This is a genomic window from Paenibacillus sp. H1-7 (assembly GCF_022354825.1).
In the GTDB taxonomy this organism is placed as follows: domain Bacteria; phylum Bacillota; class Bacilli; order Paenibacillales; family NBRC-103111; genus Paenibacillus_S.
Genome location: NZ_CP031168.1, coordinates 380,947 through 396,337, shown reverse-complemented (window position 1 = coordinate 396,337; position 15,391 = coordinate 380,947). Strand labels below are relative to the sequence as shown.

Genomic DNA, 15,391 nt, shown 5'->3' with positions numbered 1-15,391 from the left:
AAAACAGCCTCCCAACCGCCGGCACCCTTCAAAGGATACGTGAGTCAGGAAGCTTTTCGAATGTGCATTTAGCGCGGCTATTGCTCCATTTGCTTGGCCAGGAAGCCTGCAGCCGTTTCGGCCATTTTCGTTTCCATTTGGCCCATTTTGACGCTTTCGTCCTTACTGACAAGAATCACCGCTCCAATCGGGTCTCCTCCCGCTACAATCGGTGCAATGACATAGGATGAATAGGTTTCGGTAATATCCTTACAAATTTCATATTGCCCTGCCGAGCTTTCCATGGCCGCTTTGCGGTTCTCCATGCAGGTTTCGACCAATGGACCGATTTGCTTTTCCAAATAATCCTTTTTGGACCCGCCTGCGACCGCAATAACCGTATCCCGGTCGGATATCATCGTAATATGATTTGTGCTCTCATACAAAGATTCGGCATATTCCTTGGCGAAATCGCCCAATTCCCCGATCGGCGAATATTTCTTCAAAATCACTTCTCCGTCGCGATCCACAAAAATCTCCAAAGGATCACCCTCGCGAATCCGTAACGTACGGCGGATCTCTTTCGGGATTACCACTCTTCCTAAATCGTCAATGCGACGAACGATTCCAGTTGCTTTCATATTTCTAGATGCCTCGCTTTCCTTGAAGAGTTAGATTCGACTGGATAGCACGTTGTATACAAATAGAGGGAATTCAATTAGTAACCATAGTATTCTTCGATTCCCAGTTGCTTATACATCTCTTGCTAAGCTTGCTAATTCCTGCGCCAGTTGAGCCACCTATGTATCTGTGACGCCGTTGGTTTCATTATGTCCATATTTGAGAAATAAAAACAGGGTACCCACTCGGGTACCCTGGTAATATATTACTTGCTCGCCGGCGCCGAAGGCGTTGGCGTTGGGGATGCAGACGGAGTTGCCGATGGCTCCGGCGTTGCAGGCGGCTTCTCTTCAGGCTTCGGAAGCTTGTTCGTTTCGATTAATGTCGGCAGCTCTTTCTCGACAAAATCGTAAATGTGCGTTTCCGCCAGCTCCGAACGAAGGTCGCCCTTCACTTCGTCGAACGTCTTGGTTTTGCGCGATTCGACTTTCATCACATGATAGCCGTAAGCCGTTTCCACCGGATCGCTGATCGTGTTCAGCGGAAGCTCGGCTGCCGCTTTCTTGAATTCAGGAACCCATTGGGAAATGTCTACGTTCTCGTATTTCCCGCCGTTGTCCTTGGATCCCGGATCCTCGGAATATTCTTTAGCCAATGCGACAAAATCGCCGCCGTTTTTAAGCTTGTCCTGTACTTCCTTGGCCCGTTTCAACGCATCTTCCTTGGAACGGGTTTCCTTGCCGGTATTCGGATCGGACGTACCGATCAAAATATGGCTTACCGTAGCTACGTCGTATACGTTCTTGTCGGCAGCGACACGCTTGTCGTACTCGGTTTTTACTTGATCGTCCGGCACTTTGCTTTCCATAGCCTCAATGGCTTGCATACTGCGGGAAACAAATTGCTCCAGATCCTTCTCCGTAATATTGCCGTCCTTCAATTGCTTCTCCATGCCGCCTTCCTGCATGCCCATGAACGTTTTGATCTGGTCCATTTGCTGCTTCGTTTTCGTATCCGCAGCAGCTTTGGCCTTATCGTCCGCCCGGGAGGACAGCACCTTGAAGGTAACCAATTGCTTCATCATATCCTGCTGGAATGCAGGATCTTCTTTGTATTGCGCGTATTCTTTATAAAATAACAGGTTCGTGTTTAAAAAGGTGTCAAACTCGCCGCGGGTAATTTTACCCCCGTCTTTATACGTAACGATGACTTCGCCGGCATCCTTCTTGCCTGCGTCGGCAGCTCCCGTCTCGGTCTCCGTCTTCTTGCCGCAGCCAGCGGCCGCGACGATAGTTACAACAGCAAGCAAGGCGATAAGCCCTTTCTTGGCTGTTTTCCAGTTATTTAGCAACATCTTGCAGTTCTCCCTTCGATTTGAGCGCACGCTTATATTGTACCAGAAACCTTTCCAGCAAATCGATGGATTCTTCTGGCTTTAACCCTTTGCCTTTCAGCTGAAAATGAATTTGCGGTCCCGGAATCGGCTTGATCCGGCCGTCAAACTCGCTTGTTACAGCCAATAGCTTCTGTCCATCCAAATTGCCGGTTTGGTCGGCATGAATTTTGATCTCGTAATCCACTCCTTTTTGCGAAATCGTTTCGATAGCATACATCGAACCATATACCTTCAATCTCGCAACAGCCAGCAGATTGAGAACCGCCTCCGGCAAATCGCCGAAACGGTCTACGAGTTCGTCGTGCAGCTCGGCAGCTTCCTCCAGCGTTTTGACTGCAGCCACTTTTTTATAGATTTCGATTTTCTGGACGCTGTCATAAATGTAATCTCCGGGAATATACGCATCGAGCTGAATATCGAGCTGGGTTGTCCAAGGCTTCTGGACCTCGGGCTCTTCCCCAGTGATCTCATGCTTTCTCTTGGCGATCTCTTCCGCCAGCATCTGCGAATACAGGTCGAATCCGACCGACGCGATAAAGCCGTGCTGCTCCGCACCCAATAAATTACCCGCGCCGCGAATCGCCAAATCCCTCATCGCAATTTTAAACCCTGATCCAAGTTCTGTAAACTCTTTTATGGCCTGAAGCCGCTTCTCCGCCACTTCCGTCAGCACTTTGTCCCGCTGGTACGTGAAATAAGCGTACGCGATCCGGTTCGAGCGGCCGACGCGCCCGCGAAGCTGGTACAGCTGGGACAAGCCCATCTTATCGGCGTCATGGACAATCAACGTATTCACGTTAGGAATGTCCACGCCGGTCTCGATAATGCTTGTGCTGACAAGGACGTCGAACTCCCCGTCGAGGAAGTCGAGAATCGTCTTCTCCAGCTCCTGCTCCGACATTTGGCCGTGAGCTACCGTTACTCTCGCATCCGGCACGAGCATGGAAATCTGCTCCGCCATCTGGTTGATCCCCTGCACCCGGTTGTACAGATAATAGACCTGCCCTTCCCGTGCCAGTTCTCGCTCGATAGCCTCTCGAATGAGAGCATTGCTGTGCTCGACGACATACGTCTGTACCGGGAACCGGTTTTCCGGAGGGGTCTCGATTACGGATAAGTCGCGTACACCGAGCATCGACATGTGCAGCGTACGAGGAATCGGCGTCGCCGTCAGCGTCAGTACGTCGACATTCGTTTTGAGCCGCTTGAGCTTCTCCTTGTGAGAGACGCCGAACCGCTGCTCCTCGTCGACGATCAGAAGCCCCAAATCTTTAAACTTAACGTCCGCCGACAGAAGACGGTGCGTTCCGATAACGACATCGACCGTACCCGCTTTGACGCCTTTCATCGTGTCGGACTGCTCCTTCTTCGAGCGGAACCGGCTCAGCACCTGAATGTTGAACGGATAGCCGGAGAACCTTTCGCGGAATGTCTCGTAATGCTGCTGCGCCAAAATCGTCGTCGGCACGAGCACCGCCACTTGTTTTCCGTCGATGGCGGCCTTGAATGCAGCGCGGATCGCAACCTCCGTCTTGCCGTAGCCTACGTCGCCGCACAACAGACGGTCCATCGGACGCGGCTTCTCCATATCCTCTTTGATCTCGCCGATGGCGCGAAGCTGGTCTCCCGTTTCCTCGTAAGGGAACATGCCCTCGAATTCCTGCTGATACGTGCTGTCCGGATTGAAGCCGTACCCTGTCGTAGACTGCCGCTCCGCATACAGCTTGATCAAATCGTCCGCGATATCCTGTACCGACGAACGAACTTTGCTCTTGACCCGGTTCCAATCGGCTCCGCCCAGCTTGTATACCTTCGGCTCCTTTTCCTCGGACCCGACATATTTCTGGATATGGTCAATCTGATCGATAGGGACAGACAGTTTGTCTCCCCCGGCATACAAAATGTGCAAATAATCTTTATGAATGCCGCCGACTTCCAATGTGCCGATCCCGACAAATTTGCCGATGCCGTGATTGACGTGAACGACATAATCGCCGACCTTGAGCTCCTGATAGCTTTTGATCCGCTCGGCGTTGGCGATTTTCTTCTCGACTTTTCTTGCTTTCCGCTGCTTTTGGGTGAACATTTCCCCTTCGGTAATAACCACCAGGTGAATGTTCGGCAGCTCGAAGCCCGTTTGCAAATTCCCGTTCAAAATCGCAGGCTCTTCAATATGGTAGTCCGCGAGAACGCGGCGAACCCGCTCCACCCGCTCTTCTCCGTTAGCCAGCAACAGCACCTTCGCGCCCGATTTTTTCCAGCGCTCCATTTCGGACTTGAGCACGTTCATCTGCCCGTGGAAATTTTGCATGACCCGGCACATAAAATTGACGATATTTTGCGGCTGCGTTTGCGGAACCTGGCGCAAAAACAGCGACATGTACAGCATCGGATACGGTTTGCGCATCAGCAGCGTCTCGTACGGTTTGGATAAGACGAACCCCGGGATCGACTTTCCTTCCTGAAGCGACATGGTCGTCCATTCGGCTTCGTCGCGCTCGAGCTGCTTGGCGGTTTCGAGCAGCCTTGCAGGCTCATCGATCAGCAGAATCGAATCAGCCGGCATATAATCGAGCAGCGTCTGCCGCTCAGGGTACAGCAAGGAGCTGTACTTAAACAAACCGGGAACATACTGCTCCTGGCGCATTTGCTCAATCTCATGCCCGACGCCCTCAAGCAGGCGGTCTTTGGCATTGCGGTCCGTCATTTTTTCCATTTGAGCCTGCAGCAGCTCATAGGCGTGCTGCGCCGCATTTTGTAACCGTTTTCCATCCGCTATAATTTCACGGCACGGCGTAATGATCAGCTCGTTTAATTTATCGATGGAGCGCTGATCCGCAATTTCGAACGTACGTATGGAGTCTACCTCTACATCGAACAGCTCTACGCGGTAAGGATGTGCTGAAGACAGCGGATAAAAGTCGATAATGCCGCCCCGTACGCTCATTTCACCTTTGCTCTCGACGCGTTCTACACGCTCATACCCAAGATGAACCATCTCGGCGATAAACGAATCCAGCTGCAGCGTCTGCCCTACCTGAATCGGAATGCGCGCCTCCGCGATGATGTCCTTGTGAGGCAAAATACGCCGCATTCCCGCATAGGGAACGACGACGACTCCGCGGAACCCGCCGGCAAGACGCGTCAAAGCGTCAATGCGCTGCGCCAGCATTTCGGGACTCGCTACGGCCGACTCGGCCGCCAGCAGCTCTTGAGCCGGAAACAGCAGCACCTTATCGTCCGGCAAGCATTCCACCAGGTCCTCGAAAATTTTTTGTGCGGAAAACATGTTGTGTGTAACTATGAACAACGGCTGGTCCAGCTCCTGATATAGAGCCGCAAGCATGACTTGCCGCGAGGAACCGGACAGACCGGATATTAACTGCTCCCTCATCCCCGACCGGACACCGTTTACGATGCTCTGCAAATCGGGATCTGCGGAGAAAGCCTGGATTAACGCTTGCAAACAACGTACCCCCTCTCACCATCAACGAAACCATTTTCATTGCCTCCTGAAAGGCGGCTTGCCCGGGCTTGGCGTAACCCGACACGTGCGTTTGCCATGCCAAGCCAACGGGTACTAGGAGCAAACGCCATGAGAGGCGACGCTCCTTTTGTATACTACATAGTATGTGTCTCACAAAAGAACATGCCGTCGGAAACCAATTCGCCGCCATGACGTAAGGGAAAACATAGTCCCTTCATGGCCGTACAGGGGTTTGGAAATCGCTTAATCCCGTGCTCGAAAAAGAACCCAGGCTTGACTAGCCCAGGCATCTATCATTCGATCCTTGTTCCTTATTCCGTGGTTACTGCAGCGGACTAGCCACGAGCGAAAGCTCCGGGTTATTCTCCAGCGCTTCCTTGCAGTAATCGCAAACCACATTGACGGTCATATCGCCATTTGGGTTATACGATATTATACTCTGACGCTCCTCGGGGGTCAAGAAATGGAAGCCCAGCAGTTCCTCGCTCACATGCTGCTGCTCCAGTTCTCCAATTAACGTGCGGCAGTGCCGGCATACGTACTTGATAGCCATGGCGCATTCCTCCTTTTTCCCTTCATTATGACCAAAAAAGGAGGATTTTAGCCTGCCGTTTTCTTTCACATAGAGATACCGAAGCCACCGTTGTTCCGCGCCGGTTATCCGTTGAATTTGGCCATCGTCTTCTCAAAGGAATTGTCGAGTGAAAATTCCATCGCCTCGCAAGTCGCATCCAGCACCTGCGGCATCGATTTGAACTCTTCCTTGGAAAATGTCGACAGCACGTAATCGGCAATGTTGTAGCCCGGTGCCGGGCGGTTAATGCCCATGCGGATCCGGTTGAACGTCTGCGTCCCGAGATGCTGGATGGCCGACTTGATGCCGTTATGGCCTCCTGCGCTGCCCTGGTAACGAAGCCGAATCTGGCCGTAGGCCGTGTCGAGGTCGTCATAAATGACAACCAGATCATCTACCGACGCTTTGTAAAAGTCCAAAAACGCCCGCATCGACTCCCCCGACAAATTCATATAGGTCATCGGCTTCAGCAAATACACTTTCGTTCCGTTGACGTTGCCTTCGCCGAGCAGTCCTTTGCACTTGCTTTGCGTAATTTTGATCCCATGCTTATCCGCAAACCGGTCGAGCGCCATAAATCCGATATTATGGCGGGTCGTTTCGTACTGCTTGCCCGGATTGCCTAAGCCTACAAACCATTTCATGCTGTTGTTCTCCTTCCCTTAGCGGGGTGCTTCCATTTATGTTACAGCCTGCGCGTCAGCCGTTGCAAGCCCGTGTTCCCAACCGGAAGGAGACGACGCGACAAAGCGCGCCGAACAAACGTTCGACGCGCTCCGCAACAACGATGATCCCGCCTGCGTTATACCGTTTCTTGAGCCTGATTCGCAGCCGCTTCGGCCTTGGCCTCCGCCTTTTGCTCCGCTTCTTCGGCCGTATCCGCAGGAAGCTCTTCCTTCTGCGGCATCAATATGGTAACGACCACATCGTTGGCTACGGACTTTTTCAGCTCGATGAAATCCGGTACTTTCAGATCGGTGAGAAGCAGGCTGTTTCCAATCTCCAGCTGGCTGACATCGACTTCGATGGAATCGGGAATTTGCTTCGGCAAGCAGCGAATTTCAATCTCATGATGCTGAATTTGCAAGATGCCTCCCATTCGCACGCCTACCGAATCGCCGACAAAATCCAGCCGAACGGTTGTCGTAACCGGCTCGTCCATGTTGATTTGATGAAAATCGACATGGATGACGTCTCTCAAGATCGGATCGCGTTGTATCTCGTTGATCATTACAGGCTGTTTGCCCATGTCTGGCACGTCCATTTGAATAATGGCATGAGGGTTCGTTCGCAATAGCGCCGATAATTCCCTTTCATCTATAACAATCGGCGTGTTGTTTACCTTGGTGCCGTAAACAACGGCTGGAATTTTCCCTTTCGCCCGAAGCCCCTTCCGTTCGGACTTCGTAGTCGTTTTGCGTACTTCCGCTTTCAATGTTGCTTCCATGATGAAACCTCCTTCAATTTAGGCCCAAGAATAGAAACCATTGCTACCCTATTCTTTACTTTACCCAATTGAGGAGGAATCCAATCACTTTCCTGCCTTCGATGCCTGCTTCTTGGCAGCAAACTTGGAGCGAAGCTTATCCGCATAGCCCGGCTTATTCACCTGACGCTCGCGCGCGATCGCCATATCGCCTTCCTCCACGTCGCGTGTAATCGTCGAGCCCGCCACTACATAGGCGCCTTTGCCGATCTTCACCGGCGCGATCAGGTTCACGTTGCTGCCGATGAACGCATCGTCTTCCACTTCAGTCAGCTGCTTGTTGAAGCCGTCGTAATTGACGGTAATCGCTCCGCAGCCGAAATTGACATTGCGGCCGACCACGGCATCGCCGATATAGCTCAGATGCGATACCTTCACGTCATCCGCCAGCGTGGCGTTCTTGATCTCCACGAAATCGCCGATCTTCACGTTAGCGCCGAGCTTGGCGCCCGGACGAAGATATGCGTAAGGCCCGATGGAGGTGTCATCGCCCACTTCCGCTTCCGTCAATACGGAATGCTTGACCTGAACGCCGCAGCCGAGCGTGCTGTCCGCGATGTCCGCGTTCGGTCCGATGACGCCGTCTTCCCCGATCACCGTGTTGCCCTTCAGGACGCTTCCGGGATATACAATCGTATCCGCGCCGATAGTCACGTCCGCCTCGATATACGTGTTCGCCGGATCGATCAGCGTCACGCCGTTTACCATATGGCCGCGATTGATGCGGGCACGCATCTGCTGCTCGGCTTCAGCGAGAGCGACGCGGTCGTTTACGCCGAGTGTCTCGATGGCATCCGGCGTACAGTAAGCTTCGACGATGTCGTTCTGATTGACCAGAATGCCGATGACATCGGTCAAATAATATTCCTGCTGCGAATTGTCATTCTTCACCTGGCTAAGCGCTTCGAACAGCTTGCGGTTATCGAAGCAGTACATGCCGGAGTTGATCTCCTTGATCTCGCGCTCCTCCGGCGTGCAGTCCTTCTGCTCCACAATGCGCGCCACACGGCCGTTCTCGTCGCGGATAATGCGCCCGAGACCGAACGGGTTATCGAAGATCGCCGTCATCACGGTGGCGGCGGCTCCCTTTTCCTGGTGCACGCGAATCATCTCTTGAACCGCTTCGCTCGTGACGAGCGGTGTGTCTCCGTATAGTAAGACGGTAAGCCCGTCTTCATTCGCCAACAAATCCTTGGCCTGCAGCACTGCATGGCCGGTTCCCAGCTGCTGCTCCTGCATGGCATATTCTACGCGATCTCCCAGGTACGATTTCACCGCTTCGGCTCCATGACCTACAACGACCACCGTTCTCCGGGTTTGCAGCTGCTCCAGCACATGAACGACGTGGCCTACCATCGGCTTTCCGCATACTTTATGAAGTACTTTGTACAGCTTCGATTTCATACGTTTGCCTTGTCCCGCTGCCAGGACAATCCCCATAATGTTCACTTTTAGGTCCACTCCTTTAGTGTCTGTAGTTTCTCTTCGATCTCTCTCATTTGTAATCCGCCCCCTGCCGACTGCAATCAGCAATCAAACCAAAGAGGAGCGCCCAACGAAGGATGCGTCATTTTCTCCAACAGTAAAGCGTTCGAACGAAAGACAAGCTTTAGGCCCATCCCCCTGAAATTGACACCGTCGTTAACCATTCCCTGCACTCAATATATATGAATTCATGCCAAAAGAAAAGAGAGCCTCTCTCGGCCCTCCTCTCAGCTGAATTATGCCCCTTCAACGATTACTTCTTCCTCGGTTGCCGCTCGATCGTATTCAGCCAAAACAGCAGCTTGAATCTTCTCACGAGTGGTGGAAGAGATCGGATGTGCAATATCCCTGAACTCTCCGTCTGGTGTGCGCTTACTTGGCATTGCTACGAACATGCCGTTGTTACCGTCAATCACACGAATGTCGTGAACCACAAATTCGTTGTCGATGGTAATGGAAGCAATGGCTTTCATTCTTCCCTCGGAGTTAACCCGACGGAGTCTAACGTCTGTAATCTGCATTAGTGTTCACCACCTTTTTCCATCTGGGAGACTTGGGATATAAAATTCCACATTTTAGGGCAAAATCCTTCTTTCTTTTAATCAAAAATGTATAATTTTATAAATATTTGATTAATTTATTATTTTTCGACACCGGTCGCCGCGATCAGTTCGATTTCGACAAGCACATCCTTGGGAAGACGGGCTACTTCGACCGTCGAACGGGCCGGTTTATGATCACCAAAGTACGAAGCGTAAATTTCATTCACCTGTGCGAACTGATTCATGTCCTTGATGAATACGGTTGCCTTGATGACGTCACTGAACTTTGCTCCCACTTCCGACAGCACCGCTTCCAGATTGCGGAACACTTGATGCGTCTGCTCCTCGATGCCTCCGCCGACAACTTGTCCGTCCAATCCAAGAGGGATTTGGCCCGACGTGAACAGCACGTTGCCGAATTGTACGGCCTGGGAATACGGTCCGATAGCTGCTGGTGCCTGACTGGTTGCGATAGTGGTCAATTTCATCGATCATTCACTCTCCGTCTGTAAAGTAATTTCCCGGTTCTACCGTAATTTGCTTCGTCTTCGGATCTACCGCCGACAGCTTCGCCAAAGAGATATAATCGTCTATGAGATGCTCTTCCACCTCTCCGGACTCCACGAAAACGCCTACACCTTTGACCGTAGCGTTAAACTCCTTCAGCAAATCCATCATGCCGTGGACCGTTCCGCCCACCCGCATGAAGTCATCGATGATCAGAACTCTCGACTCTTCCTTCAACGCTCTGCGGGACAAGGACATCGTCTGGATTCGTTTGTTCGAGCCGGACACGTAGTTGATGCTGACCGCCGAGCCTTCGGTTACTTTGTTGTCGCGGCGCACGATAACGACCGGAAGATTCAGGAACGTAGCCGTTGCATAAGCGAGAGGAATCCCTTTCGTCTCCACCGTCATCACGACGTCGATATCTTTTCCCGCAAAAGCGGTCGCGAACATTTTGCCCACTTCATTCAAAATAAAAGGCTGCCCCATAATGTCGGACATATACATGTAGCCTCCCGGCAAAATACGCTCAGGCTGCTCCAGCTGACGGCAGATGCTCTCGATAAATTGCAAAGAAGCCGCCTTGGTGACTTTCGGTATAAATTTGACTCCTCCGGCTGCTCCGGCCAGTGTCTGTAATTCGCCCAGCCCTTCTTCCTCGAACACTTCTTTAATGATAGCCAAATCCTCGCTGATCGAAGACTTGGCCGAATTGTATCGGTCTGCGAATGTGGTTAAAGGAATAAGTGTATGGGGGCGAAAAAGCAAGTATTGGGTCATTTCAACCAACCTTGCGCTTCGTTTTAACTTTTTCATGCGGAGAACCCCCTTCATTGATAAAAAATGCATTGGCTGCGTGTACAAGCAGCTGTCAAGCTAGCTGCACTGCGGTTGGAATCCGCAGCCGGTCCGGCAGCCCACACGGCAATCGTGCCATGGGCAGAAAAATCCGAATAATATATAGTGAATATATCATTTTTATCCGTATTTATTCAAGATCATTCATGAAAATTATTCTAACATGAAGCTAACACAAACCGATCATGTCAAAAGCCGAACGGCATATACATCTTTGCAGAAACCGCGCAACCCGTTGTAAATACGGGGCACCTTCGCTTCCTTGGATACCAGCCCGAATACCGTAGGCCCGCTTCCGGACATCAGTACTCCGTCTGCGCCCAGCCGGATCATACAATCCTTGAGCTGGCGTACCTCCGGATATAAATCCAGCGTAACCTCCTCCAGCACATTGCCGAGGTTGTCGCAAAGCAGGTCAAACCGTTTTTGCCGGATCGCATCAATCACCCGGGCGGTAGAAGGATGATGCTTGATCGCGTTCGCCCGAAGCTTGCCGTAGATTTCCGATGTGGACACGTTGATGGGAGGCTTGGCCAATACGACCCAGCATTGCGGCGGGGATTCGATAGCCTCGAGCTTCTCGCCGCGTCCTGTCGCCACCGCCGTCCCGCCTGTGACGCAAAAGGGCACGTCGGAACCAAGCTCCGCACCAAGACGCTGCAGTTCATCCGTAGGGATGTTCAGCTTCCACAGCCTGTTCAACCCGCGCAGCGTCGCCGCAGCATCGCTGCTGCCTCCGGCAAGCCCGGCGGCTACCGGAATTTTTTTATCCAAATGTATGTAAACTCCTTGCTTGACATCGTAGCGGTCTTTGATCAGCTTAGCCGCCTGGAAAGCCAAGTTTTTCTCATCCAAAGGTATGTATCCGGCCTGGCTGGAGATGATGATCGTATCGCGGGGCAGCTCCTGCATTTCAATCCGGTCCGCCAGGTCCACCATGGTCATCACCATTTCGACTTCGTGGTAGCCATCCTCTCGTTTATGCAGAACGTCCAGCGACAAATTGATTTTAGCCGGCGCTTTTTCGAAAACTTTCATAGGACACCTTCTTTACAGCTCTATTCTATCCCTTAATACTATACCAAAAAGGAAACAAAAAAAAGCTAAAGCAGCGCTCTGCGTGCTCTAGCTCCCGAATGGACGTTATCTATACCTCGGCGGCTGCTGCGGAGGTTGTTGCGGAGGCTGCTGCGAAATAGTCTGCTCGGCAATTTGAATCGCTCTCTTTACCATATTGCCCGCATCCTTGGTTCGTATACCTCCCCAGCCCTCACGCTGTACCGTTTCATAAAAACCAAGGTCCTTCGCAAGCTCGTACTTAAACTGCTCAGACATCATGCCCCGACGATTTCTACGCGACATTGGCGGATCCTCCTTTACGGTAGTTACGCGTAGTATGCCCCGGTCGCTTTTTCTCCATGCACACTGCTGCTTAATGCCAATGCTTACGGAAACAAAAAACGGCGCATCCCCAAAGGATGCACCGTCTTGGCAACTCTATTGCTGTATGGTTATACGAACTTGTCCGTCATCATTGCAAACCGTTACTTCAACGGACTCTGTCAGTATATCTGCGTAGCTGTAAGAGACTCGTTTGAAAGCGTTCTGCTCCTGATCCAGCTTCACGATAAAAACGGAAGGGTAGGTTTCCTCCAATACACCGGATCGTTCGATCGTCTTGCGGCGACCGCCGTTTGCTCTCAACATGATTTTCTGTCCGACATGAGGTTCCAAACTGCGTTTGATATCCAATAGCGAATTTTTTGCCATTGACCACTACCACCTCTTTCCTTGTAAATTATAACCCAATAGAGGTAGTATGTCAAATAAGAACAAATATTATATCAGCGATACAAACCGGTTGTCAACGCCATTTTTCCCCGAAATCCCGAGTTTTTACGATATTCCCCTCCTTTTTCGTTCACCAAATTGTCAAAATTTAAAACAAAAAGCACCCTAGGGTGCTTGAAGCGGTATATTATTTTGAATAATGGGAACTCCTCTGCGAAAGCTGCCGCGCGATTCCACTCCACCCAAGCCTTCCAATCCGCTATGGGTCAAGCCGATCACATCCACTATATTGACGGTATCGCGGATCGGCGTATAAGCGACCTTCACCGCTACGCACAAAGGATCAAGCGCATGAATGAGCACACGGGCCGGAGAGCTGGCATAGTTTGCCCCTGCCTGCATAAGCGCTTCAAAATGAGACTGACAAGCCCCTGCGACTACCGTTAGCGTATCTTTATTTTTTTCGTACTGCCGCGCCACTTTGACCGCACTCACGAAGTGATGGGAATTCTTGTAGCTGCTTAGTTGCCCGATGTCTCCGTTTCTGCGCGTTTTCAATATACCGTCATGCCCCGTGATAACCACGATATCCGGCTTTACTTGGGGCAGCAGCCTATATAACGCCTCGGCCATCCGGGACTCCGAGACATAGAAGCCTTCCGCCGGAACCCTAAGCTCCCCATATAAATTCATGCATTTGCGCAAATACATCGGGTCGCCGTCCAAATGAAGCACCTTCCCGGGCATTTCAAAATAGACCGGTATCTTCTTCTCGCCTAAAGCCCCCGGGGTGTCGCCAAAGCCCGAATAGCTCTCCCCTGCCGATGGATTGGTTCTGGCCCGGCGCATGTTCTCCATCCACTTGGGCTCAATGCCGACCGTATATTGATATGGATCCATCGGCGCGTTGACCAGATCGAAAATCGGAGCATCGGCCAGCAGCCGGTAGTCAACCCCGCGCAATATCGCTTGTTGCTGGATGATATCCTGAATTTTAAATATGATGTCACCACCATAAGACTTACGAGTGACCAGGTCTCCCTGTTTCATGGCCAAATCGCCTCCTCGTGTATCCTATGGCGTCAATAGGCATTTGGTGATTCAGGGAGCCTTTTTTTGCCTCCGGAGCTTGGCCTCGCCGGGTTTCGTCCATCCATTGCCCGTGACAGGCCTCTACGGCCTGCTAGGAGCGTCCGAGAGCCTCAGCCAGCACTTCGCTAAGCTTGGCATATTCCTCCATCGAGAGCGTCTCTCCGCGTCGCGAAGGCTCTATCCCCGCCTCCTGCAATATCGGCTCGAGCCGCCCCTTTGTCTCCTTGGTGAAAAACCGCGACGCCAGGTTATTGTAAATCGTCTTCCTGCGCTGAACGAAGGAGGACTGGATGACGTCGAAGAAGAACGCCTCGTCGCGCACCTCGACGGCCGGTTGTTCCCGCACCTTCAGCTTGATCACCGCGGAATCGACGTTCGGCTGCGGAATGAACACGGTGTGAGGCACGATCGTCACGATCTCCGGCTCGCAATAATACTGTACCGCGATGCTCAGGCTGCCATAATCTTTTCCACCCGGCTTAGCCGACATCCGCTCGGCCACTTCCTTCTGGATCATAACGACGATATTCTCCAGCGGCAGCTTGTCCTCGAGCAGCTTCATAATAATCGGCGTCGTGATGTAATAAGGCAGGTTCGCTACGACGCTAACCTTATCCACGCCTGCAAAGTAATCCTGAAACAGCTGTTTCAGATCGACCTTAAGCACGTCTCCATGGACAACGCTTGCGTTGGGATACGCATGGAGCGTCTCCTCCAGCAGCGGCAGCAGCCGCTGATCGATCTCGACGGCGACGACGCGTCCGGCCAGCTTCGCCAGCTGCTGCGTTAAAGCCCCGATGCCCGGGCCGATCTCCAGCGCCCCCTTGGCGGCGTCAAGCCCCGCGGCAGAGACGATCTTATGCAGTATATTCGGGTCGATCAGAAAATTTTGACCCAAGCTTTTCTTCAGCGTGAAGCCGTGCCTCTGGAGAAGCTCTTTTGTCTTTTTGGGGGAGGCAATATCCTCCGTCAATCCTGGTTTTATCGTATCCATCGTTTCCTAGCCCTCTTTTTCCTCAAGTTGCTTCCACGCCTCGGCGAATTCCTCCCGCGAAATGCGGAACATCCGGCAGCGGTTATAAAATTGCTTTCCGTTACAATACCCGATCCCGAGCAGATTCCCCATTACCATCCGTCTCGCGGACGCCTGATTATGAACGATCAGCCCGGCGTTGATAAGGTCTTCCCAGGTAATATCGGACTCCTCCGCCTCATAATCGGTGCGCACGTTTGCCAGCGCCTTGCGGATCACGTCCACGGATGCGTTCTCGACGCCGATATCGCCTTTGCTCGTCGCTTCCTCCTGCGTGATGAAAGCGTGCTTGCACCCTTTGACCTGAGCCGTAATGATTTTACGTATCCGCTCTCCCGCATGATCCGGATCGGTTAATATGATCACTCCCCGGCGCTGCTGCGCGAGGCGAATTCTTTTGATGACCTCTTTATTGATCGCCGACCCGCCGGTCTCGATCGTTTCGGCGTCTACCGCCCGTTTAATGGCTGTCGTATCGTCCTTGCCCTCAACGACAATAATTTCCTTTATCATCTTACAACCTTCTTTCTGGAAAGCCAA

Annotated in this window: 16 protein-coding genes; all 16 read right to left on the bottom strand. The window is 52.0% G+C overall.

What is annotated here, in order from left to right; genetic code table 11:
* Nucleotides 1-77: 77 nt before the first annotated feature.
* The 16 genes from spoVT to rnmV all read right to left on the bottom strand — a co-directional run bounded on the left by spoVT (nucleotide 78) and on the right by rnmV (nucleotide 15,364).
* Nucleotides 78-620, bottom strand: coding sequence for a stage V sporulation protein T (gene spoVT, locus DVH26_RS01845; protein WP_239630897.1), 543 nt, complete (start codon nucleotides 618-620; stop codon nucleotides 78-80).
* Nucleotides 621-865: 245 nt separating this feature from the next.
* Nucleotides 866-1,954, bottom strand: coding sequence for a peptidylprolyl isomerase (locus DVH26_RS01840; RefSeq protein WP_239630896.1), 1,089 nt, complete (start codon nucleotides 1,952-1,954; stop codon nucleotides 866-868).
* Nucleotides 1,941-5,462, bottom strand: coding sequence for a transcription-repair coupling factor (mfd, locus tag DVH26_RS01835; protein ID WP_239630895.1), 3,522 nt, complete (start codon nucleotides 5,460-5,462; stop codon nucleotides 1,941-1,943). The genes DVH26_RS01840 and mfd overlap by 14 nt, the downstream gene beginning before the upstream one ends.
* A 343-nt stretch (nucleotides 5,463-5,805) precedes the next feature.
* Nucleotides 5,806-6,036, bottom strand: a complete 231-nt coding sequence (gene fin / locus DVH26_RS01830) for an anti-sigma-F factor Fin (RefSeq protein WP_239630894.1) — start codon at nucleotides 6,034-6,036, stop codon at nucleotides 5,806-5,808.
* 104 nt (nucleotides 6,037-6,140) lie between these two features.
* Nucleotides 6,141-6,701: an aminoacyl-tRNA hydrolase gene (gene pth, locus DVH26_RS01825; protein WP_239630893.1), complete on the bottom strand. Its 561-nt coding sequence runs from the start codon at nucleotides 6,699-6,701 to the stop codon at nucleotides 6,141-6,143.
* A gap of 158 nt (nucleotides 6,702-6,859) precedes the next feature.
* Nucleotides 6,860-7,504, bottom strand: coding sequence for a 50S ribosomal protein L25 (locus tag DVH26_RS01820; RefSeq protein ID WP_239630892.1), 645 nt, complete (start codon nucleotides 7,502-7,504; stop codon nucleotides 6,860-6,862).
* Nucleotides 7,505-7,588: 84 nt separating this feature from the next.
* Nucleotides 7,589-8,992, bottom strand: a complete 1,404-nt coding sequence (gene glmU / locus DVH26_RS01815) for a bifunctional UDP-N-acetylglucosamine diphosphorylase/glucosamine-1-phosphate N-acetyltransferase GlmU (protein ID WP_275590442.1) — start codon at nucleotides 8,990-8,992, stop codon at nucleotides 7,589-7,591.
* Between the two features lie 272 nt (nucleotides 8,993-9,264).
* Complete coding sequence (spoVG, locus tag DVH26_RS01810; protein WP_028551906.1) at nucleotides 9,265-9,549, bottom strand: septation regulator SpoVG; 285 nt, start codon at nucleotides 9,547-9,549, stop codon at nucleotides 9,265-9,267.
* 119 nt (nucleotides 9,550-9,668) lie between these two features.
* Nucleotides 9,669-10,058 (bottom strand): RidA family protein, encoded by a 390-nt coding sequence (locus tag DVH26_RS01805; RefSeq protein WP_239630891.1) that lies wholly within the window; start codon nucleotides 10,056-10,058, stop codon nucleotides 9,669-9,671.
* 7 nt (nucleotides 10,059-10,065) lie between these two features.
* Entirely contained in the window at nucleotides 10,066-10,893 is an 828-nt protein-coding gene (gene purR / locus DVH26_RS01800; RefSeq protein WP_239630890.1) for a pur operon repressor, read from the bottom strand.
* A 225-nt stretch (nucleotides 10,894-11,118) separates the two neighbouring features.
* Entirely contained in the window at nucleotides 11,119-11,973 is an 855-nt protein-coding gene (gene ispE / locus DVH26_RS01795) for a 4-(cytidine 5'-diphospho)-2-C-methyl-D-erythritol kinase (RefSeq protein ID WP_239630889.1), read from the bottom strand.
* A 105-nt stretch (nucleotides 11,974-12,078) separates the two neighbouring features.
* On the bottom strand, nucleotides 12,079-12,297 hold the full coding sequence (locus DVH26_RS01790; RefSeq protein ID WP_239630888.1) for a small, acid-soluble spore protein, alpha/beta type: 219 nt from the start codon (nucleotides 12,295-12,297) through the stop codon (nucleotides 12,079-12,081).
* 135 nt (nucleotides 12,298-12,432) lie between these two features.
* Nucleotides 12,433-12,705 carry a biofilm formation stimulator Veg gene (gene veg / locus DVH26_RS01785; protein ID WP_239630887.1) on the bottom strand — a complete coding sequence of 91 codons (273 nt, stop codon included), beginning with the start codon at nucleotides 12,703-12,705 and terminating at the stop codon, nucleotides 12,433-12,435.
* Between the two features lie 186 nt (nucleotides 12,706-12,891).
* The gene (yabG, locus tag DVH26_RS01780) at nucleotides 12,892-13,776 is read right to left on the bottom strand and encodes a sporulation peptidase YabG (protein ID WP_239630886.1); all 885 of its coding nucleotides are present in this window, start codon (nucleotides 13,774-13,776) and stop codon (nucleotides 12,892-12,894) included.
* A 133-nt stretch (nucleotides 13,777-13,909) separates the two neighbouring features.
* Nucleotides 13,910-14,812, bottom strand: coding sequence for a 16S rRNA (adenine(1518)-N(6)/adenine(1519)-N(6))-dimethyltransferase RsmA (gene rsmA / locus DVH26_RS01775; protein WP_239630885.1), 903 nt, complete (start codon nucleotides 14,810-14,812; stop codon nucleotides 13,910-13,912).
* Nucleotides 14,813-14,818: 6 nt separating this feature from the next.
* A complete protein-coding gene (rnmV, locus tag DVH26_RS01770; protein ID WP_239630884.1) occupies nucleotides 14,819-15,364 on the bottom strand; it encodes a ribonuclease M5 in 546 nt (181 codons plus the stop codon).
* Between the last annotated feature and the right edge of the window lie 27 nt (nucleotides 15,365-15,391).

Bases quoted from the DNA above. Each gene is read 5' to 3' on its own strand.
- spoVT (WP_239630897.1), bottom strand. From the start codon at position 620: ATGAAAGCAACTGGAATCGTTCGTCGCATTGACGATTTAGGAAGAGTG.
- DVH26_RS01840 (WP_239630896.1), bottom strand. From the start codon at position 1,954: ATGTTGCTAAATAACTGGAAAACAGCCAAGAAAGGGCTTATCGCCTTG.
- fin (WP_239630894.1), bottom strand. From the start codon at position 6,036: ATGGCTATCAAGTACGTATGCCGGCACTGCCGCACGTTAATTGGAGAA.
- pth (WP_239630893.1), bottom strand. From the start codon at position 6,701: ATGAAATGGTTTGTAGGCTTAGGCAATCCGGGCAAGCAGTACGAAACG.
- DVH26_RS01820 (WP_239630892.1), bottom strand. From the start codon at position 7,504: ATGGAAGCAACATTGAAAGCGGAAGTACGCAAAACGACTACGAAGTCC.
- spoVG (WP_028551906.1), bottom strand. From the start codon at position 9,549: ATGCAGATTACAGACGTTAGACTCCGTCGGGTTAACTCCGAGGGAAGA.
- DVH26_RS01805 (WP_239630891.1), bottom strand. From the start codon at position 10,058: ATGAAATTGACCACTATCGCAACCAGTCAGGCACCAGCAGCTATCGGA.
- purR (WP_239630890.1), bottom strand. From the start codon at position 10,893: ATGAAAAAGTTAAAACGAAGCGCAAGGTTGGTTGAAATGACCCAATAC.
- ispE (WP_239630889.1), bottom strand. From the start codon at position 11,973: ATGAAAGTTTTCGAAAAAGCGCCGGCTAAAATCAATTTGTCGCTGGAC.
- DVH26_RS01790 (WP_239630888.1), bottom strand. From the start codon at position 12,297: ATGTCGCGTAGAAATCGTCGGGGCATGATGTCTGAGCAGTTTAAGTAC.
- veg (WP_239630887.1), bottom strand. From the start codon at position 12,705: ATGGCAAAAAATTCGCTATTGGATATCAAACGCAGTTTGGAACCTCAT.
- yabG (WP_239630886.1), bottom strand. From the start codon at position 13,776: ATGAAACAGGGAGACCTGGTCACTCGTAAGTCTTATGGTGGTGACATC.
- rsmA (WP_239630885.1), bottom strand. From the start codon at position 14,812: ATGGATACGATAAAACCAGGATTGACGGAGGATATTGCCTCCCCCAAA.
- rnmV (WP_239630884.1), bottom strand. From the start codon at position 15,364: ATGATAAAGGAAATTATTGTCGTTGAGGGCAAGGACGATACGACAGCC.